Annotated in this window: 16 protein-coding genes and 2 pseudogenes; 8 read left to right on the top strand and 10 right to left on the bottom strand. The window is 71.4% G+C overall.

Features of this window, described 5'->3' with window-relative positions; translation table 11 throughout:
- Positions 1 to 23 precede the first annotated feature (23 nt).
- Positions 24 to 644, top strand: a complete 621-nt coding sequence (locus tag CCN42_RS20480) for a hypothetical protein (RefSeq protein ID WP_143661966.1) — start codon at positions 24 to 26, stop codon at positions 642 to 644.
- Positions 645 to 855: 211 nt separating this feature from the next.
- Here CCN42_RS20480 and CCN42_RS20475 read toward each other — a convergent pair whose 3' ends face one another.
- Positions 856 to 4,113, bottom strand: coding sequence for an AfsR/SARP family transcriptional regulator (locus tag CCN42_RS20475; RefSeq protein ID WP_086737660.1), 3,258 nt, complete (start codon positions 4,111 to 4,113; stop codon positions 856 to 858).
- Between the two features lie 132 nt (positions 4,114 to 4,245).
- Between CCN42_RS20475 and CCN42_RS20470 the strand changes: the two genes are divergently transcribed.
- Together CCN42_RS20470 and CCN42_RS45890 are read left to right on the top strand one after the other, a co-directional pair.
- Entirely contained in the window at positions 4,246 to 5,271 is a 1,026-nt protein-coding gene (locus tag CCN42_RS20470; protein WP_086737652.1) for an NADP-dependent oxidoreductase, read from the top strand.
- Between the two features lie 14 nt (positions 5,272 to 5,285).
- Positions 5,286 to 5,720, top strand: coding sequence for an NADPH-dependent FMN reductase family protein (locus CCN42_RS45890; protein WP_339384355.1), 435 nt, complete (start codon positions 5,286 to 5,288; stop codon positions 5,718 to 5,720).
- Here the strand turns inward: CCN42_RS45890 and CCN42_RS20465 are convergent.
- Positions 5,602 to 6,609 (bottom strand): DNA polymerase Y family protein, encoded by a 1,008-nt coding sequence (locus CCN42_RS20465; RefSeq protein ID WP_086737650.1) that lies wholly within the window; start codon positions 6,607 to 6,609, stop codon positions 5,602 to 5,604. The two genes, CCN42_RS45890 and CCN42_RS20465, sit on opposite strands and share 119 nt — an antisense overlap.
- 90 nt (positions 6,610 to 6,699) lie before the next feature.
- Between CCN42_RS20465 and CCN42_RS20460 the strand changes: the two genes are divergently transcribed.
- Complete coding sequence (locus CCN42_RS20460) at positions 6,700 to 7,053, top strand: DUF6233 domain-containing protein (RefSeq protein ID WP_245877387.1); 354 nt, start codon at positions 6,700 to 6,702, stop codon at positions 7,051 to 7,053.
- Between the two features lie 560 nt (positions 7,054 to 7,613).
- Here the strand turns inward: CCN42_RS20460 and CCN42_RS20450 are convergent.
- Entirely contained in the window at positions 7,614 to 8,189 is a 576-nt protein-coding gene (locus CCN42_RS20450) for a rhodanese-like domain-containing protein (RefSeq protein WP_086737659.1), read from the bottom strand.
- A 70-nt stretch (positions 8,190 to 8,259) separates the two neighbouring features.
- Between CCN42_RS20450 and CCN42_RS20445 the strand changes: the two genes are divergently transcribed.
- Entirely contained in the window at positions 8,260 to 8,538 is a 279-nt protein-coding gene (locus CCN42_RS20445; RefSeq protein ID WP_019548565.1) for a metal-sensitive transcriptional regulator, read from the top strand.
- Between the two features lie 12 nt (positions 8,539 to 8,550).
- Here CCN42_RS20445 and CCN42_RS20440 read toward each other — a convergent pair.
- From CCN42_RS20440 to CCN42_RS20420, 5 genes and pseudogenes are all read right to left on the bottom strand, one after another.
- A pseudogene (locus CCN42_RS20440) lies at positions 8,551 to 9,243 on the bottom strand (sulfite exporter TauE/SafE family protein); the annotation flags it as partial.
- Complete coding sequence (locus CCN42_RS20435; RefSeq protein WP_086737645.1) at positions 9,240 to 9,596, bottom strand: rhodanese-like domain-containing protein; 357 nt, start codon at positions 9,594 to 9,596, stop codon at positions 9,240 to 9,242. The pseudogene CCN42_RS20440 and the gene CCN42_RS20435, both read right to left, overlap by 4 nt.
- A gap of 65 nt (positions 9,597 to 9,661) precedes the next feature.
- Positions 9,662 to 11,035, bottom strand: a complete 1,374-nt coding sequence (locus CCN42_RS20430) for an MBL fold metallo-hydrolase (RefSeq protein ID WP_086737643.1) — start codon at positions 11,033 to 11,035, stop codon at positions 9,662 to 9,664.
- A 370-nt stretch (positions 11,036 to 11,405) separates the two neighbouring features.
- Positions 11,406 to 11,675: pseudogene (locus tag CCN42_RS20425) on the bottom strand (hypothetical protein); the annotation flags it as partial.
- A 663-nt stretch (positions 11,676 to 12,338) separates the two neighbouring features.
- A complete protein-coding gene (locus tag CCN42_RS20420; protein WP_086737641.1) occupies positions 12,339 to 13,226 on the bottom strand; it encodes a septum formation family protein in 888 nt (295 codons plus the stop codon).
- A 345-nt stretch (positions 13,227 to 13,571) separates the two neighbouring features.
- Between CCN42_RS20420 and CCN42_RS43340 the strand changes: the two genes are divergently transcribed.
- Positions 13,572 to 13,748, top strand: a complete 177-nt coding sequence (locus CCN42_RS43340; RefSeq protein ID WP_169731494.1) for a hypothetical protein — start codon at positions 13,572 to 13,574, stop codon at positions 13,746 to 13,748.
- 78 nt (positions 13,749 to 13,826) lie between these two features.
- Here the strand turns inward: CCN42_RS43340 and CCN42_RS20415 are convergent, their stop codons facing one another.
- Complete coding sequence (locus tag CCN42_RS20415; protein ID WP_245877386.1) at positions 13,827 to 15,095, bottom strand: WD40 repeat domain-containing protein; 1,269 nt, start codon at positions 15,093 to 15,095, stop codon at positions 13,827 to 13,829.
- Between the two features lie 390 nt (positions 15,096 to 15,485).
- On the opposite strand from CCN42_RS20415, the gene CCN42_RS20410 reads away from it, so the two are divergent.
- Entirely contained in the window at positions 15,486 to 16,763 is a 1,278-nt protein-coding gene (locus CCN42_RS20410) for a hypothetical protein (protein WP_086737639.1), read from the top strand.
- A gap of 688 nt (positions 16,764 to 17,451) precedes the next feature.
- Here CCN42_RS20410 and CCN42_RS20400 read toward each other — a convergent pair.
- A complete protein-coding gene (locus CCN42_RS20400; RefSeq protein ID WP_086737637.1) occupies positions 17,452 to 18,933 on the bottom strand; it encodes an MFS transporter in 1,482 nt (493 codons plus the stop codon).
- Between the two features lie 247 nt (positions 18,934 to 19,180).
- On the opposite strand from CCN42_RS20400, the gene CCN42_RS20395 reads away from it, so the two are divergent.
- Positions 19,181 to 19,379 (top strand): helix-turn-helix domain-containing protein (locus tag CCN42_RS20395; protein WP_143661965.1); only part of this gene is annotated, 199 nt, incomplete at its 3' end.

The following is a 19,379-nucleotide window of genomic DNA, read 5'->3' as shown; positions in this document are numbered from 1 at the left end:
CGGATCCCGTGAAGGAGGAGCACGTGACTGAGACACCCGAGTGGCAGGCGCTCCAGCAGCTCATGCCACCCGCGATCGAACCGGACCTCACGGTCGACTGGGACCGGATGCGGAAGTCGTGGGGTACGGAGTTCCCCGCCGACTACCGGCGGTTCATGGAGGTGTACGGGCCAGGGACGGTCCAGAGCTATCTGGTCGTCCAGGACCCGGAGCCCCGGGGCGGACCCCGGCGCTCGCAGTTCGGCGGCATGCAGCACGAGACGGCCAACGCCGAGCAGGCCTGGGCCGTCGCGGCGAAGTCGCCGGAGCTGGCGGGGTCGAGCCCACGGCTGATCGCCTGGGGCGCGGACTCCAGCGCGGACATCCTGTGCTGGGACGTCTCCGGTACGGACCCCGACGCCTGGCCGGTGCTGGTGCTGGACCGGGACGAGGGTCTGTGGAGCCGTTACGACTGCGGCATGGTGGGGTTCCTCACCCGGTTGCTGCGCGCGGAGTTCGACGAGTGCCCGCTCGGCGACCTCTCGTTGTGGGGAAGGGGCTCGGCGGTCTTCCTCACGGTGAGCGAGTACCAGCGGCGGCTGGAGCAGGGGCTCGATCCGTGGACGGGCAAGCCTGATCCGTACGCCGGATCGTACGGCCGCTGACCGGGCCACCGCCCTGAAGGAGACGGGACGCTTCGAAACATGCGAAGCGTCCCGTCGGCGTTCTGCTCAGGCTCTCGTCCACTATCTCGTCAGCAGACAACCAACGCGCGATCCGCCAGGGCGGCCTCTGGGCGGGTCCTCTCAGTCTCCCCACCCACCCCGAGCCGGCCGAATTGGTCGGCCCGATGTCTGCGGTCCAGACCTGGTCCGGTCATCCGTATGCTTCCGGCGGCAGCACCCGCCCCCGGGCGGTCGCAGCCTCGAACTCCACCTCGCCCAGCGCCCCTCTTGCCCGCGATGCCGCCCGGTCCACGTCGGTGCGTTCCGGCAGCGGCAGACTGGCGTTCACCGAGGCGCGCAGCGCTTCGGCCGTGCCCAGGAGTTCGGCTGCCGCGGTCATCGCGCCAGCCAGCGCGTGTGCCCCGGCCAGCCCCTCCAGCGCCAGGGCCACCGCACGTGGGTCCGTCGTCCTGCGGGCCGCCGCCAGGCCCTCCCGGTGGAGCATGAGCGCGGCATCCGCGTCGCCGCGCTGCTCGGCGACGTAACCGAGCTGCGCGAGGATCAGCGCGGCACCGGAATCGACGCCGAGCCGGCGGTTCCACTCCAGCCACGGGCGCAGATGTTTCTCGGCGGTGTCCAAGTCGCCGCGGCGGCGGGCGCTGAGGGCGAGGCCCGTCTCGGCGAACTGCTCCGCGGGCCGGTGCGACTGCTCCACAGCCAGTCGGCGCGCCCGCTCGTGGTACTCGGTGGCGCGCGCGTCGTCCCCGGTCAGCAGCGCCACGCGGCCGAGCCGCGCCAGCCGGAAGGAGACGTCGGTCCACAGTTCGAGCTCCTGCGCGCTGCGTACACCTTCCTCGTGCACGCGGGCCGCCTGCCCGTACGAACCCGCGATCTCGGCGAGTACGCCCAGGTGTTCCGTGGCTCTGAGGTGCCCCCAGCGGTCGCCGAGTTCCGCGAACAGGGCTGCGCTCTCCCGCGCGCTGCGCCGCAGCTCGGCAAGGTCACCCCGGTATGCCGCACGGGTTGCGCGGGAGGTGTGGACCGCCGCGACACCCCAGAGGTCGCCGCTCGCGTGGAACTCGGCCAGCAGTCCGTCGAGCGGATCGTCCTGCGGTGCCCCGACGTCGAAGCCGCAGTGGGCGAAGTCCAGCAGCCACCGGGCGCGGGCGTCCGCGCCGTCGTGGCCCTCGTCGTACGAGCTGTCCCCGCCGAGCGTGCCGTCGCCCGTGAGCAGCGCGAAGGCCTCCCGTCGCGCGCGGGCGCTCTGCCGGACGGAGTCCTTCCCGCCCGCGCATCCCAGCGCCAGATCGAGCGCACGGCACGCCTCACCGAGGCGCCCGCGCAGGAACCAGTACCACGACATGGCGTTAACCAGGCGCAGGGCGAGTGCCGCGTCGCCCTCCTGCACGGCGGTGTCGACGGCGGCGGCCACATTGGCGGCCTCGCTGTCGAGCTTGCGCAGCCACCGGCGCTGGTCGCGGCCGTACAGGTGCGGCTCGGCGCGCTCGGTCAGCTCGGCGAAGCAGACCGCGTGCAGCAGCCGTATCCGCCGGGTTTCGTCCGTTGCGTCAAGACGTTCCGCGCCGTACGCCGTCACGGATTCGAGCATCCGGTAGCGGGCCTCGCCGGACGTGGAGCACGCCCCGTCGGCGACCACGAGCGAGCGGTCCACCAGGCGTCCGATCAGGTCGAGCACCGCGTCCCTCTCCACCTCCCCGACCGCGCAGACGGCTTCCGCCCCGTCGAGGGTGAACCCGCCCCGGAAGACGGACAGCCGGCGCAATACGCTCCGCTCGGGTTCGGTCAGCAGCTCCCAGCTCCAGTCGATCATCGTGCGCAGAGTCCGCTGGCGGGCGGGCGCGTCGCGACGTACCTGGTTGAGCAGGCGGAAACGGTCGTGCAGCCGGTCGGCGAGGGAGTGCACGCCCAGTGCCCGCACCCGCGTGGCGGCCAGCTCCAGGGCCAGTGGTATCCCGTCCAGGCGTCGGCAGATGAGGGCGACGGCTTCAGCGTTTCCGTCGTCCAGCTCGAAGCCGGGTGCCGCCGCCCGCGCCCGGGAGACGAACAGCCTCACGGCGTCGGCCTCGGGCAACGGCGCCACCGCGTCCAGGACCTCGCCCGCGATGGCCAGCGGTTCCTGGCTGGTCGCGATGACATGCAGACCGGGCGCGCGGCCCAGGAGCCGACCGGCCAGGGCGGCGACGGGCTCGACGACGTGCTCGCAGTTGTCCAGGACCAGCAGCATCCGCCGCGCCGCGACCGCTTCGGCGACGCGTTCGGCGACGCGCTCGGCATTCCCGCCGGGCGCTGTGCCGGCCGCTGGCTCGGGACCCGCGCCAGACGGGGCGGCGTCGTCACGTACGCCCAGCACCGCCGCGACACTCTCCGCCACCGGCGCGCTTCCGCGCGCCACGGAGGCGAGTTCGATCAGCCACACTCCGTCCGGGAAGGAATCCGCGAGCCGTGCAGCGGCCTCCAGCGCCAGGCGCGTCTTGCCGACACCGCCGGGACCTGTGAGCGTGACCAGTCGCCCTTCGCGAGCGAGCGCACAGACACGGGCGATCGCACTTTCACGCCCGATGAGTTCGGTGACGGACGCGGGCAGATTTGTACGGGGCGGTGCGGCGGGCGGCTGCCCGACGGCGTCGACTCCGGCCGGGACCGTGCGCGCGGCGGCGTCGGCATCGACCGGCGCCGTGTGCGCGGCGGGTGCGGCGGCCAGCGCGGGATCCTGTTCCAGGACCGACTGGTGGAGCGCGGTCAGCTCGGGACTGGGGTCGAGGCCCAGCTCGTCGGCCAGCCGCTGCTTGATGTCGTGGTAGGCGTCGAGTGCTTCCGTCGGCCGCCCCGCCCGGTAGAGGGCCCGCATCTGGGCGGCGCGCAGTCGCTCCCGCAGCGGGTGCAGGGCCACTGGGCCCGCCAGTTCGTCGGCCAAGGCGGCGTGCTCTCCCAACTCCAGCCGCAGCTCGGCGAGTTCCTCGATCGCCGTCAGCCGCTGCTCCTCCAGCCTGACGGCGTCCGCCGTCACGAAGCGCGCGTCACGGAAGTCGGCATACGCCTCCCCACGCCACAGACCCAGGGCTTCCGCGAGCAGCTTCACCTTCGCACGCGTCTCGCTGGTGGCACGGGCCGTGGTGGCCAGTGCGGCGAACCGGGCGGCGTCCACCGCCTCGTCGGGGACGCGCAGGGTGTAGCCCGCGGGACCGTACACCACCAGCGTGCGGGCTCCGGGTTCGGCCTTGTCCAGCGTTCCGCGGAGCTGGGACACCTTGGTCTGCAGGGCGTTGACGGGGTTGCCGGGCAAAGGGCCATCGCCCCACAGGTCGTCGATCAGCCGGTCCACGGCGACCGGCCGCCCGTGGTGCACCAGGAGACAGGCCAGCAGGGCACGCACCTTGGGCTCGGGCACGGCGACGCCGGCGCCGTCGTCCGTCGTCACCTTCAGCGGGCCCAGCACGTCGAATCGCATGCCGCCCACGCTAATGCGTCCTTCGGCGGGGCTGACGGGCGGCCGTGCGTGATCCGTCAGCGGTCCGTGCGCGGTCCGCTCCACGCTGGTCACATCAGCCCGAACGCACCACCGGAAGAGGAATCACACACCATGACCGAGACACTCCGCTCCCGTGAGGTCCACCTCGTCTCCCGCCCCGTCGGCGCCCCAGTCCCCGAGAACTTCGCCGTCGTCACCACCTCCGTGCCCGAGCCCGCCGAGGGCCAGGTCGTGGTCCGCAACACCTGGATGTCCGTCGACCCCTACATGCGGGGCCGCATGAACGACGCCCCCTCCTACATCCCGCCCTTCGCCCTGGACGCCGCGATGGAGGGCAGCGCGATCGGCGAGGTCGTCGCATCGCGTGACGCCTCCATCCCGGTCGGCGCGACCGTCTCGCACTTCCTCGGCTGGCGGGAGTACGCCGTCGTGGACGCCGCCGGAGCGACCGTGATCGACCCGGCCCTCGGCCGCCCGCAGGACTACCTGGGCGCCCTCGGCACCACCGGACTGACGGCGTACGCCGCGCTCACCCGGATCGCGCCGGTCGAGGAGGGCGATGTGGTGTTCGTGTCCGCCGCCGCAGGGGCCGTCGGCAGTGTGGCCGGGCAGCTGGCGAGGAAGCTCGGCGCGTCGCGGGTGATCGGTTCAGCGGGCGGCCCCGCCAAGACGAAGAAGCTGCTGGACGGCTTCGGCTACGACGCGGCCGTCGACTACCGCCAGCGTGCCCTCGCCGAACAGCTGGCGCAGGCCGCCCCCGACGGCATCGACGTCTACCTGGACAGCGTGGGCGGCGACCACCTCCAGGCAGCGATCGGCACGATGCGGGCCGGCGGCCGGATCGCGCTCGTCGGCGCGATCAGCGGCTACGACGCGACCGAGCCGGCCCCGGGGCCCGACAACCTCTTCCAGGCCGCGGCCAGGGAAGTCACCCTGCGCGGCATGCTCGTCAGCAGCTACTTCGACCTCTTTCCCGAGTGGATCGAAAAGGCGGCGGCCTGGCTCGCCGACGGGTCGCTGCGCACGGAGGAGACCGTTGTCGAAGGCATCGATCAGGCACCGGCCGCGTTCCTCGGCATGATGCGTGGGGCCAACACCGGCAAGATGCTGGTCCGTCTCGAAGGCGGCCGTCGATAAGCAAGCACGCCCTGGTGGTCGTCGGCCATCCCAGGTCGGACTCGCTCACCGCGCAGCTCGCGCAGCGGGCCCGCGACCGGCTGGCAGCGCACGGGTTCAGCGTCGACGTACTCGATCTGCACGCCGAGGGCTTCGATCCGCGGACCGGGCCGGCCGACGAGCCGGACTGGGAGGACCGGGAAGTAGTGCACCCCGGAGGTACGAGCCCTGGTGTTCCCGCTGTGGTGGTTGGTTGCCGGCTGTCCTCAAGGGCCACCCGGCTTCTGCACGTGCTGCCCAGGGATGTGCCCGTCGACGAGTTGCCGGGGGCGGTTAAGGCGGCGATGTCAGTCAGGAGGCGCGGCGGAAGACGGTCGCGGGTCCGATGGCGGCGGGTCCGTACTTGTCGCGGATGCGGTCCATGGCCTGTTCGGCCAGCAGCCGGCCCTCGCGGGGGTCGTCGAGGCTGATCTGCCGGGCCACCTGGGCGGCGTCGATGAGGTCCTCGCCGCGCAAGGCGATACCGGTGAGGCGGCCGCGCTGCAGGCCGGCGGCGTCCATCAGCTGGTAGGCGAGCCGGCGGAGGTCGTCGTCGTGGGCGGACGACTCGGTCAGGCGGCGGGTCTTCTCCCACGAGGTGCCGCCCTCGAACTTCAGGGTGAGGGTCAGGGCGCGGGCGGCCTGGCCACGGCGGCGCAGGCGCACGCCGAGGCGGACGACCAGGTCGAGGAGGGCGGCGCGGACGGCGGCGCCGTCCAGCGTGTGCCGGTCGAAGGAGCAGCGTGCGGTGGCGGAGGCGGGCAGGGCCTTCGGAACGACGGGGCGGGGGTCGATGCCGCGGGCGTGGTCGGTGGCGAGGCGGCCGGCTCGGCCGCCGAGGAGGCGCTGGACGGTGGTCGGTGGGACGGCGGCGAGCAGGCCGACGGTGTGGATGCCGTAGTCCCGCAAGGTCGCCGCTTGGCGGGGGCCGATGCCGTGCAGGGCGTCCACTGGGAGCTGGGCGAGCCAATCCGCGGTCTGGTCGGGGGCGATGGTGAGGACGCCTCCGGGCGGGGGGACCTGGGCGGAGGCGGTGGCGGCGACGGTGATGGACGGGCCGATGCCGACCCGGACGTCGACACCGAGACGGGAGATCGTACGGATCCGCAGCACCTCGCCGAGCCGGTGCGGGGTAGTGCCGTGATAGCGCAGGGCACCGGTCAGGTCGACCAGCGCGGCCGTGGGCGGCAGTGCCTGCACCACCGGCGAGAGGTCGGCCAGCTCCTCCAGGACCTGGCGGTAGGTACTTTCTGGCAGCCGGTCGGGGCAGCGCACGTTCATCACCACCGCGTGCCGGTGGGTCTGCGTCTCCGGGCTCATCACCGCTCACCTCCTCCACCATCCACGTTATCGAACGGAAAATCGAACACGCGAGATGAGATGGGCGACCTTGTGGCTAGAATCAAAAATGTGTTCGACGACTTGCCACCTGATCTGGAGCGTCTGCTCACCTTGCGGGTGTGGCATGCGATGTGGCTGGAGCGCATCGACCGCAAGATCGCCGCGGTCAGGCAGCGGCAAGCCGAAGCAGAGCGAGGGCGTCAGCTGCGGCCCGCGCCGCCCGACTGGGTCGCCGCCTTCGGGATCGGCGCCGGCCGCGAGCCCGCCGAGGTCCACGCCGGGGGCTGCCACATGACCGGGCCCCGCTGGCGTGCCGTCGACCGGGACGAAGCCCGCCGCCTGCTCAGCTCCGGCGTGCGCGCATGCGGCCACTGCCAGCCCGACGTCCAGCTGCACATCCTCGACTTAAGAGTGCGGGGATGATGCTCCGCTCCCATCCGACCCGCTGCTCCGAACCAGCGCAATTCTTGCTCGTCCGCCCGCGCGACCGACCGTCACTCCACCTGTTTCGCTTGTTCACACTGCTGCCGCTGAGCGTGTCCCGGCCGGGACACTTCTGCGGATCACAGGGCCGCCTGGCTGCTACGCGAACGCAAGAAGGCGGCCCCGCCCCGGACTCCTGTCCGAGGACGGGGACCGCCTTCTTGTGGTCAGTAGGCGTTCAGTCCCCCGCAGGACCAGCACGGGTCGCAGATGGTTCCGCGCCCGGTGTGGCCGGAGCCACCACACTCGGTGCATGAGCCGTCCGCACCCGGGTCGAGCGACGGGCAGGCCGCCGACTACCTGCATTCGGGATGGTGGCCCACGTTCAACCTCGCTGATGTCTTCAGCGTGGTCGGCGCGCTGGTCCGTGCGGGGCTGGCCTGGCGCGCCGACGTCCCGGAACAGGTGTCGCCCTCCGCTGACAGCAGGGCCCCGAGCGCGTTGCTGCCTCGCCCCGAGTCACGCCGGGGCGGGGCAGCAGCGTGCTCAGCCGCGCCTTGCTATTCAGGCGGCCGGCGCAGCAGGGTCTCCTGGAAGGAGACCGCGTTCTTGGGCGGCTGATTGTGGGGCAGCTTGGCCAGGGCTGCGGCCATGCCGCAGGTGTTCGTCACGCCGGAGAAGACCAGTCCGGCGCCGATGGCCCCGGACAGCCAGTGCGCGGGCGTCCAGGCGAGTCCGGCCAGGAAGCCGGCGAGGACCAGGGCGCCGGCGGCGAGGCGGACCTGGCGGTCCAGGGGCCAGGTCGAGCGGGCGCCCGCCGGGCGCTCGACCTCGTGGCCCGCACCTGCCCAGGCGGCGGTGCCGCCTTCGAGGGTGGTGGCGTCGATGCCGTGGGCGGCCAGCTGGGCGCAGCCCCTGGCGGACCGGGCTCCGGAGGCGCAGACGATGAGCAGCGGCGTGCGCTGGGCGGCCTTCTTCAGGGCGTCGGCGGCCTCTTCCAGGCGGTCCAGGGGGATGTTGTGGGCGCCGGGCAGGTGGCCGGTGGCGTACTCGCCGGGGGTGCGGACGTCGATCACGGTGAACTCGCCGAAGCGGGCGGTGGTCTGGGCGGGGGTGAGTGCGGTGGGAGTGGTCACGGAGCAGATGCCTTTCTGGGCGGTTCCCCGCCACGGTACGATACCCATGGGGGTATTTGAGGAGGTTGGTGTGCAACTCGACATGAGTGCCGAGGAGCTGAAGTCGGCGCTGAACCGGCTGCGGCGGGCGCAGGGTCAGCTCGCGGGAGTGATCAAGATGATCGAGGAGGGCCGGGACTGCGAGGACGTCGTCACGCAGTTGTCGGCGGTCTCCAAGGCGCTGGACCGTGCCGGGTTCTCGATCATCGCGACGGGCCTGCAGCAGTGCATGACCAGCGAGGATCCCGAGGTGCGGGACTCCGCGCAGATGCGCGCCCGGCTGGAGAAGCTGTTCCTTTCGCTGGCCTGAGAACTTTCGTATCCCGTGGGCCCGCTGCAAGGTGGCGGGCCGGACCTTGGCGGACAGCCGCTTGCCGTCCCAGGCACCCAGGACCGCCGTCGCGACGAACGGCATGATCAGGGCCCAGTCCAGGCTGACCTCGGTGGCCGTGCGGGCCGCGAGAGCGACCAGCGCGTTGGCGATGATGACCAGCAGGCTCGTGCCGACGGCCGCACTCATCGGCACCGCCAGCGCCGCCACCAGGGCGGGGACGGCGAGAAAACCGCCACCGACCCCGAGGAACCCGGTCACCGTGCCGAGGGCAGCTCCCGCCCCCGTTGCGCGGGGCGCCGACACCGTCCCGTTCGCAGCCGGTGTCCGGCGGCGCAGCATGCGCAGCCCGGCGAGCACCGCGAGGGCGGCGAAGGCCAGGGTCAGCACGGCGGCGGGGATGCGCGCGGACAGCAGGCCGGCCGCTGCGGCGGGCGGCAGCCCGGCCGCGGCGAACAGCAGGCCGGCCCGCCAGCGCACCGTTCCCGCCCGGGCGTGGGCCAGCAGCGCGGTGAGCGAGGTGACGATCACGATGATCAGGCTGGCGGTGGTGGCCTCGGCCGGGCTGAAGCCGAGCAGGTAGATCAGGGCGGGGACGGCCAGGATGCTGCCGCCTGCCCCGAGTGAGCCCAGGGCGAGGCCGACCAGCGCCCCGGCGAGCAGGGCAAGGACGAACGCGGTCATATGACGGTGCCGGCCGCCCCGTGCGCGTCCCTCACAGGCAGGCCCTCGGCGGCCAAGGCACGCATTCCACCGGTGACGTCGACCGCCGTGACACCGCGCTCGACGAGCAGGTGCGCGACCTGCTGGGAACGGTGCCCGGAGCGGCGGATCAGCACCAGGTCACGGCCGTCCTCATGGCCGGGCAGAGCTGCGCCCTCAGTGAGTCGTGACAGCGGCGAGAGGATGGCCCCCGGCGCGTGACCGGCCCGGAGCTCGTCCTCCTCACGGACGTCGGCGAGCAGTGCGGAGCCGTCCTCGACGGCACGGTGGGCCTGCGCCGGTGTGATGCGGCCAAGGCATTCGGACAAGAGCATGGTGCTTCCTCTGGTGCCTCTACCCCCGGGCCCGTTTGAGCGGCCGGTGGGGGCAGGTGGTGCGGTCAGTACTGGGCGGGTGTGACGAGGGCGAGACCGGCGTCGGCGGCCGCGGCGTAGCCGTCGTCGACGGCGACGACGTCACGGCCGCCGGCGTCCAGGACGGAGGCGGCGATCGCCGCGCGCATGCCGCCCGCGCAGTGCACCCACACGGTCCCGGCGGGCACCTCGCCCAGCCGCTGGTGGACCTGGTGGACCGGGATGTGCACGCTGCCCTCGATCCAGCCGTCGGACCGCTCGCCGTCCCGGCGGACATCCAGCACCACCGGCGCCTCGCCCCGTTCACGCGCGGCAGCCAGGTCGGCGAACGTCGCCCGCGGGAACGACGCGAGCGGTGCGCCAGCACCGGTCCAGTCGGCCGGGGAACCGACGGCCGCGGCGGCGGGACGATCGATGCCCACCCGGGCCAGCTCACGCTGCGCACGGGAGATGCCCTCCGCGCTCTCCGCGAGCAGGGTGACCGGCTTGCCCCAGGGCATCATCCACGCCAGGTAGGTGGCCAGCCGGCCCCCGACCTCGAAGTTGAACGAGCCGGCCACATGGCCCTCCGAGAACGCCACACGGTTGCGCAGGTCCACCACCCACTCCCCCGCCGCCAGGCTGCGGGCGATCTCCCCGGCGTCAGCGCGCTCCGGCGCGGTCAGGTCCACCGGGGCGGGGCCTGCGGCGTTGGCCGGGCCCATGTGCGCGTAGTAGGCCGGAACGTCGTCCAGGCCGGTCAGCAGCTCCTCGACGAACGTCTCCACGTCCTGGAGCAGCGCCGGGTTGGCCGCCTTCTCCGTGCCGATGGTGCTGTGGTCGCCGTCGGCCTGGCTGGCGGAGCAGAAGCTGCCGAACCCGTGCGTCGGCATCACCGCCACGTCCTCGGCCAGCTCGGCGGCGAGCCGATGCGCGGAGGCGTGCTGGGCTCGGGCCAGCTGCTCGGTGAGCCGCGGCTCCACCAGATCGGGGCGCCCCACACTGCCGATGAGCAGCGAGCCGCCGGTGAACGCGGCGACCGCCCGTCCGTCCTCCTCGAGCACGTAGGAGGTGTGGTGCGGGGTGTGACCAGGGGTGGCCACGGCCCGCAGCACCAAGCCCTCGTCGATCTCCTCGGCATCGCCATCTGCCACCGCGACCCGGGCGTACGCCACCGACGCACCGGCGGGCACCAGGTAGCGGGCTCCGGTCAGCCGGGCCAGCTCCAGACCGCCGGTGACGTAGTCGTTGTGCACGTGCGTCTCGGCGACGGCCGCAATCCTGACCCCGCGCCGGGCCGCTGCCGCGATGACCCGGTCGATGTCCCGCGGCGGATCCACGACCAGCGCCGTCCGGGCCCCGCCGGCCAGATAGCTGCGGTTGCCCAGACCTTCCGTCTCAAGGATGTCGACAAAGAACACGGCACACTCTCCCTCACAACACGATTACCCCCCGGGGTATCTCGGTCCACCGTAACAGAGATACCCTGGGGGGTATTCGAGGAGGCATGCGGCGACCGCCACGCGGGCGGGCCCGACCGCCCTGCGGAGCGGGCGGGCCCGTTCACTCAAAGAGCGCGGCTCGCACAAACGGCCCTTGCCGGAACAAGATCGAAAGCGGACTGCCGGACCCCCGCTGATCTCGAATCGGTGCTCAGAACCCGTTCGCACTCACCGCGGGGCGACTCCCCTCCTGAGACACGCACTGTCCGAAGTCTGACGCACAGCCCGGCTCGCCGTGCCGCTCACGCGGCGGCGCGGTCGCCTCCGCCAACCACACCCGCCGCTTACCTGAAGACGCCGGACCCGACTGTGCGGGCTCGCCGGTGCGCGGGTCGTACAGGGCGCGACCGCCGGGCCATCGGGAAAGCTCGGTGGTCAGGGCGACACCATCGTCGACTTCCACGGTCCGCCAGCCGTGGAGGTCCAGCAGCAGCCCGTCCAGCGGCCCGCCGACCAGTTCGGTTCGGCACAGGTCCGGTTCGGGAGCGGGCCGGGGGTTGGGGTCGTCGTGCTCCGCGCCGTAGACACGGCCCTTCAGCAGCTGCTCGTCACCGCTCATCCGACAAGACTTCCAGCCGCCACCGATCACGAGGGGCCGGAGACGACGTCTGGCCCGGCCTGCGTGGCCGGGCCCGTCGCGGGCACGTCCGTGGTGACCGTAGTTACCGGCAGCGTCCGATGCCGAACCGGCTGCGTGGCTTCACGGCCGGCGCTTCGGCGACCGCGCGTTCGGCTTCCTCCGCCTGACGGCGCGCGACGCGCTCAGCCTCCGCCCGGTCGGCGGCCTGCTGGGCACACGGCCCGCACCACCGGTCCCACTCGCCGGGCCACGAGGACTGCCTGGTCTCCTGCCAGCGCTCGTCGGTGACCTTGGTGCCGCAAGCGCGTAGAGCCGCTGCGCCTCCCGGTGAGCGGCCTCTCGCTCCGCCTGACGCCGACGGGCCTCGTGGAGCCGCACCGCGTACAGCCGCTCGCCGTCGGGGTCGTCCAGGGCCTCGGACAGGGCGATCGGGAACGTCACGGCCGGCGCCGCCGACGCGTCGAGCATGCACTGGACTCGCGGCGCAACGCCGGACGCTGGAGCAGCGGTGCGCGTGCGGCGGGGCGAGAGACGTGCACGGCAGGGACGATCGTCGGGGAATCGGGTGTGGGGACACGTGCCCAGCTGCCGGGAAGCGGGGGCCGGGTTAGACGGACACGGCCCCCGCTGACCAATGAAGCGTCAGCCCGCCCAGACCTCGGCCTCGTCGGCCGGAACGGTGGTGGCCAGGCCCAATTCCTTGCGGGCGGCGACCGACTTGTTCGGGTCGATGCCGGTGAACGCCGGGTCGTAGGCGATGTAGAACGCGTCGGCGTCAGCGGCGTCGGCGGCGTTCTGCCAGTTGCCGGCCGCCTTCGTCAGCGTCGAGCGGAGCTTGCCGACCTCGGCGCCCTCGATGCCGGCCAGGCCCTCGACGTGTGCGTCGAGGGCGGCCGCGACAGCCTTGGCCTGCGCCTTGTACCCGGCCAGGTCGTCCTCGACGGTGTCCTTCTCGGGCTGGTTCGCCCACAGGGCCTCGTAGACCGCGTTCGAACCCTTGAGGTAGGTGATTTGCTCGGGCTTGAAGGACTTCGCGGTGTTCAGCGAGCCGCTGAACTTGCCCTTCTCCGCCGTGTAGGTGCAGCTCACCGCGCGGTCACCCGTCGCCCAGCTCTCCTTGGTCGGCGTGTAGTAGAAGAGTGCGGCGCCCTTGGGGAGCGCCCAGGTGTCCGGCGCGTACTTCTGCGCCTCGACCGGGCAGCGGGTGTCCGCGATCGCCGAGATCTCGTCGTCGCCGGGATACTCCTGACCCTTGTCGATCGCGAACTCGCCGACGACCTGGCCTACGTGCGCCTCGGTGCAGGGCACGACCTCGACGGCGAACGCCGTCCCCTCGGCCTTGCCGTTCGGGTTGTAGCAGTCACCGATGTCCAGCGAGAACACCGACTGCTGGCGCGCCGCCTTCTTCGCGGTGTCCTTGGTGCTGTCGACGGCGTCGGAGACTTCCGAGCATCCCACCGCGCCGATCGCGAGCAGGGCGGCAACGGCGGACAAGCCGCGAAGGGAACGGTGCGGGGCACGGACTGTCATGACGTGTACATCCTCTTACGTGATCTCTGTGAGCTCATGCGGCTCGTACGGGTTTCTGACTCGCGACGGGCCGCAAGGGTTGTATCCGGGCTGCTCACGGCTGAAAGTCAGGTCACCTCGGGATGCACGTGGTGCCAGGGGTGCGCAGTCGACCTCCCACCGCGACCGGTGCAGCTCGCCACGGGAACCGAGGTCGTCCAGATCGACCGGCGTGATCTTGCCGTGGCCACGGACGGGCTCACCGTCGCTTACCAGGCCGCACTCTCTCTTGCCGCCCTCCTCATCCGGACTCGGCGTTGAGCAAGAGGTCCGAAGGTTTGGTCAGGCCGACCATCGACACGGCTGGTGCACTTCGCCGCGTTCGCCGCACTTCTGGGCATCAAGTTCCTGCTCTGCGGGCCGCGGAATCCGGAGGCCAAGGGCCTGGTCGAGCGGGCCAACGGCTACCTGGAGACGTCGTTCCTGCGCGGGCGGGTGTCACCCCGCCGGCCGACTGCAACATCCAGCTGGCGATCGCGCTGAGCTAGGGCAACACGCTGGAAGTGCCCGCGGAAGCGTCGGTCCCACCGCTGTCGCAGGGCGCGTGTCGCGTTCGTCGGCTCATTCGCACCGGACCTGCGCCGCGTTGATGGCGGCTTGAAGCTGGAGCCAGGTTGGATCTGTGGAGCTGGCCTCAGTCGTCGTGGCCAGATCGTCCGCTTCCCATGTGCGGGTTCCGTCGGTCAGGACAAGGTGCGTCTCCAGGTCGTCGCCGTCGTCCGGAACCTCGGCGGTGGTCTCCAGGAACGCCGCGGCCGCAGTCGTGGAAGTGTCCCTGTTCGCGGTGCAGTTCCGCGTGGAGCCGGAGAGCACGGACAAGAGCACCAGATCTCCCTCGCTGCCGGCGACCAGGAGCTCGCCGGTGGCTGTGGCGGCCAGCGCGGACAATCGGGATCCGGTCAGCACGTCGTGCTCGACCGCTTGCCGGATTTCGAGGTCCACCTCGACCAGCACTCCCGTGGGTGTGGCAATCCACAGCACGCCCGGTCGCGCCCCGAAGGCAATATTGTGACGCGACCAGGCTTGCATCTGGTCGCGCCACTCCTGCGGGTACGGATAGCCAGGGCTGGGGTCGCCGAGGGTTGTGGTCAGAACCCGGCGCAACGAAGGAAACTCGAAAACCTCCACCGAGTTGTCGTACGCGTTGCCGCGAACCGCAAGGTGACGTCCGTCCACGCTGAAGAGCGGAGTCTCGTAGCCGTCACAGTCCAGGATCAACGCCCGGCGGAGCGGCCTCATCACGGCAGGCGCGCTGCCCTGATCAACGCGCGCGAAAAGGCAGTGCGTGGCCCCTTGGTCACTGCTGAGCGTGGCGACAAGTCCGCCCCCGGGATGCTCCGCGACTCCTGTGTCCCACCGGGGTCCGACACCGATGGTGCCGGCGGCAAGGTCAAGGACGTCCGAGCTCTCCCAACCACCGCCTCCGTCACGAAACGACGGTGAACCCCACAGGGTCTGCCCGTCCGGACTGAAAGCCAGACTGCGGTAGAAGGCGAAGGCCGGAGCACCTTCCGGCTCGGAGACCCCAGCTGGAGTCCATTGCCGCAGTCCGTCTTCCCCCGCCACCACAAGCAGCGGCTGGTCCGGATGCCACGCAACAGCAGGCGTCCGTTCTGCCCGCTCCCACCCACGGGCATCTCCATAGGCGTTCGACGTGAAGCCCACGGAGCCAAGTTCGCGTAGCTCCCCCGTGCCGCAGTCCCAGATGTGGACTGCCGGACGCTCGGAGTCCGAGCAAGCCACCAGCGGAAGCCGCGGATGGCATCTCAGCCGTTCAAAAGAGCGTTCGCCGCCAACCAGCCCACGTGCCACTACTTCAAGATCAGTCACCCCAGCACCGTAGTTGTCGCCGGCCTGCGCGGCGAGGCCCTCACCGGCATGCGCTCCCTCGCGTCGGTCATGCACAGAAGAAATGTGAGCATCGGCCCCGCCAACTCAATGGCTCACTCGCCAACTGAAGCTCTCAGCCTCAGCCGGGCACTCGACCGCCCAGATAGTACGCGCCACCGACCCGGACCGTGGAGTGTCGTAGGACAGCGTCTCTGCGTGGTTCTCCTCGCCCTGGTGCAGCTCCATTTGACCCCGGCAACGGCCCGCGCCAGGGTCGGAATAAGCCCCTCCGTGGCCATTTGTGGCTAGTTCGGGCCTCATGCCACCACCCCAGGTGGCCGCTACATTCACCCCGACCGGACTCAAACGACCAGGGGGACACAGGCAACGATGCGCTCCATAGGACCCGTCAGTCGCATCGGCAGATCACTCATGGTGGTGACCGCTATGGCGGCCGCCTCGGCGGTTTCCGCCATGAGCCTTGCCGCCGCACCGGCTGCCGCAGCACCCACCGACACGACGGCGCCGCAGCCCGGCGACACCTGTACGGCGGCCGACCTCGGCACACGCCACCCGTACATCAAGACCACCGAAGTGTCCCCGACGATCACCCACTTCAAGGGCTGGTACGTCACCGAGGGCACAACCGGCAACCAGACCGTCAGCACCAGCATGCAGACGACCATCTCGGTCTCCGTCGGCCTCAACGGCAATGTCGAGAGCAGTTTCGCCGTCGAGACCCTCGGCAAGGTCGGCGCGAGCCTGGGCCTGAACGTAAAGGTCGACTACTCCTCCACCAGCAGCGTGTCGAATTCGGTCACGTGGAACTTCAGCCAGCCCGGCTACTACGGCGTCTACAAGGGCACCAAGAAGGTCACCGGTACGTACGGAAGCCTCAACTGCAACCGCGTCCAACAGGGCGACGGCAGTTGGGCGCTGGAGTGGATCGAGGGGTCCGGCAGCGGCAGCTTCACCACCTACACCACCCTCGAGGAAGGCGCGGTGCGCTGCCAGGACAGCGTGCCCGCAGGCAGCATCACGGCCAAGGCACAAGACCTCCTCGACTGCGGCTCGGCCGTCGCGAAGGCCGAGCACCCGGCGGGTGCGGTGGCGCCGACGGCGAAGCAGAAGCGGGACCGCCTCGTGCAGCGTCCGGCTCTCACCAGCGGCACGTCCGCCGAACAGCCCAAGGCCACCGAGCCCAGCGCGCGGGCGGCTCTCGACTGCACGGCCGGCGCCTACAAGATCGCCGTACCCGGCAAGCCCCTGTCCTGGGGCGCGCCGCTCCTGGCGGACGACGGTGTCCGGCTGCGGCCCTCGACGATCTTCAGCGCCCACCTGGACCACTGGCGCCTGTGCAACGTGACGGAGCACAACGGGGTCCTCGAGGCGTCCCTGTGGAACTGGGGCAACGGCGGGTGCGCGACCATCGCCGAGCAGAACGCGGCCACCGAACGGGCGGTCCTGATGACGGCCCCCTGCACGGAGGACGACCTGCAGCGGTTCTACGTCTACCGCGACGTACCCGGCAGCTCGAAGGTCGGTGTGCAGAACAAGCACACCGGCTCCATGATGGGCCACGACCGGTACGCCGACGGGGAGTTCATACGCCAGTACTCCAGCGGCAGGCAGGACGGCACGGGCACGTACACCCTGATCGGAGTCTGACGACCCCCACCCGTGAGCGGTCCCGCACGTGAACCCCCGACCTCCCGGTTTCGTGCGGGGCCCTTCGCGTCCCTACAGCCGAGTCCAGCTGCGGGGACCAGTGGAGCAACCGACACCTCGTTGCCCGACAACGCACTCGCCGATGAACGCCGGGCCGGGCCCACCGGCCCTGGAACGGGTCCCAGCCCCGCTCGATCAGCAGGACGTGGCCGACGGCGAGCAGGACGAACAGGTCGAACAGGAGGAGGGCGGGTGCGACCGTCTCAGTACTTCGCCGAGGCCGCGGCGTCCGCCACGTGCCGTGGCCGACCGGGTCCCGTGGGGAACGGCCGGACGCGGCGTACCCTCGATGGCGGCCATTACTTCGCCGCCTCGCTCATGTCGGCGCGAACTTCTCGGGCTCGATCTGCCGCAGGAACGACTGGTCTGGAGACGTGCCGCCCTTCGCCGAGTGCGCGCGGGGGCGGCAGGCAGCCGATCGTCACCGTCGGGGCGTCCACCACTTGGACCGGGTGGACGCGCGTCTGAGCCGCCGACACCTACGCCCCCCATCCTCTGCCCGTCCTCTCCGCGGCAGCCGAGCGGCACGGCCGCGCACGCGGCCGGGGCCCACAGCGGGGCCCCGGCCTTCCGTCTCACCGCCGCCCGGGCTCTCCTCGCCCCCGGGCACGCGCGTGACGGGTGACGCTCAGGCGGACGGTGTGCCGGGCACCGCCTCCTCGTCCACCGGATCGCGCAAGGGCGGAATGAGCAGGGAGAGGATCAGGGCGGCCAGCGTGACCAGGGCACCGAGCCAGAAGACCCAGGAATAGCCGGTGTCCAGGTAGAAGGCGGTGCCCTCGACGACGGTGCTGTCCGACGCGAGGACGGCGTAGGCGCCGGCGGTGAGGATGGCCCCGAACAGGCTGACCAGCATGTTGAGCATGCCGCTGCCCAGTCCTTGCTCGTCGCGTGAGACGACGCCGACGACGAGGGCCGGCGCTCCCGCGACGACGACGCCGGCGCCGATGTTGGCGACGCAGGACGTGAGGATGAGCTGGAGTTCGGTGCCGTGGAAGAAGCCGACGAGGGTGTAGCCGACGGCCATCGCCGCCAGCCCGGCGCACCAGATCCGGCGGGCGTCGTAGTGGCGCAGGCAGCGGCTGACGAGCAGGCCGGTGCCGAACATGACCAGGTTCCAGCTCACGCTGACGACGGCGTTGTGGTGGGCCGTCCAGCCCAGGCCTGCGGAGATGCCCGGCATGTGCGGGTAGAGGGCGAGCAGGATGGCGAGGCCGGGCATCGTGAAGGCGACGGTCTGGGCGAGCCCTCCCGCGGTGAGCGCCAGGGCGACCGGGCGGCGGCGCAGGACGCGCAGGTCCAGGATGGGGTGCGGGCTGGAGCGCTCCACGAACAGGAACGCGACCAGCGCGACGGCGCCCGCTCCCAGCCAGCCCAGGGTGCGCGCGTCGGACCAGCCCCAGCTCTGTCCCTGGCCGACGGCGTAGACGACGGCCGTCAGTCCGCCGCCGAGGACGAGGCCGCCCAGCCAGTCGAAGCCGGCGTCGAAGGCGTGCCGCGGTGTCTCGGGGACCAGCAGCGCGACCAGGGCGAAGGCGACGGCGGTGGCGGCGGCGAGGAACCACAGGGCGCCGCGGTATCCCCAGTTGTCGACCAGCCAGCCCGCCAGGAACGGAGAGACGAGAGCCACCAGGCCCACGCTGCTGCCCATGATCCCGCTGGCCTGTTTGACCAGGCGGGGTGGGAAGGTGTCCCGCACCGCCGCGAACGACAGGGCGCCGAAGGGCCCGTAGCACCCGGCGATCGCGCGGCCCGCGAGGACCAGCCAGAAGCTCCCGGCCAGGGCGGCGAGCAACTCGCCGAGGGTTCCCAGGGCCGTCATGGCGAGCATGACGCGCTTCTTGCCGTAGAGGTCGCCCAGCTTGATCGCGAAAGGTGTGAGCAGGGTGGACACGAGGGTCAGGGTCAGGCCGAACCACACCACCTGGGTGGTGTGGAAGGCCTGCGCGACACCCGCTGTCGCGTTGGCCCCGAGGATGCCGCCCGCGGCCAGCAGTTGGGTCGGCCAGGCGAGAGCGATCAGCAGCAGGACGAGGCGGGGTGTCCACCGGCCGTCCGCGTCGGCCGGTGCTGCGCGGTCGACCGAGGGGCTTGGCGACGTCGGCGTCATGCCAGCCCTCCTTTCACGAGGTGCCATGGGGAGTCGGAGCGCGAGGGGGGTGGGACGGGGAGGAGGCGCGGCATGGGCACGTCGTTCGGGGGACGTGGCAGCGCGGCAAGCCGTCAGCGCGTGACGTCGATGATGACCCCAATACCTAGTACTCGCTAGGTATCGAGCTTGTGGCGCACATCACACAGCGCGACCACGGGCGGACGGTGATCCACAGGCCCCGCACACCCACCGGTAGGGTTCTGCCATGGCGACACCCAGGGGGCCACGGGGCCAGTACATGGCAGGCCGGGCACGGCGCACCCAGATCCTGGAGGCCGCGCTGCTGCGCTTCGGCCAGGACGGATACCGGAAGACCTCCCTCGCCCGGATCGCCCGCGACGCCGAGATCACCGATGCCGGACTGCTGCACCACTTCCGCGACAAGCAGCAGCTGCTGCTCGCGG

The sequence above is a fragment of the Streptomyces glaucescens genome, assembly GCF_002154375.1.
Taxonomy (GTDB): domain Bacteria; phylum Actinomycetota; class Actinomycetes; order Streptomycetales; family Streptomycetaceae; genus Streptomyces; species Streptomyces glaucescens.
This window is presented reverse-complemented; position numbering and strand designations above follow the sequence as displayed.

Excerpts from the sequence above, each read along its gene's own strand:
- CCN42_RS20465 (WP_086737650.1), bottom strand. The coding sequence starts at position 6,609 with ATGAGCCCGGAGACGCAGACCCACCGGCACGCGGTGGTGATGAACGTG.
- CCN42_RS20435 (WP_086737645.1), bottom strand. The coding sequence starts at position 9,596 with ATGCTCTTGTCCGAATGCCTTGGCCGCATCACACCGGCGCAGGCCCAC.
- CCN42_RS20420 (WP_086737641.1), bottom strand. The coding sequence starts at position 13,226 with ATGACAGTCCGTGCCCCGCACCGTTCCCTTCGCGGCTTGTCCGCCGTT.
- CCN42_RS20410 (WP_086737639.1), top strand. The coding sequence starts at position 15,486 with ATGCGCTCCATAGGACCCGTCAGTCGCATCGGCAGATCACTCATGGTG.
- CCN42_RS20470 (WP_086737652.1), top strand. The coding sequence starts at position 4,246 with ATGACCGAGACACTCCGCTCCCGTGAGGTCCACCTCGTCTCCCGCCCC.
- CCN42_RS20475 (WP_086737660.1), bottom strand. The coding sequence starts at position 4,113 with ATGCGATTCGACGTGCTGGGCCCGCTGAAGGTGACGACGGACGACGGC.
- CCN42_RS20400 (WP_086737637.1), bottom strand. The coding sequence starts at position 18,933 with ATGACGCCGACGTCGCCAAGCCCCTCGGTCGACCGCGCAGCACCGGCC.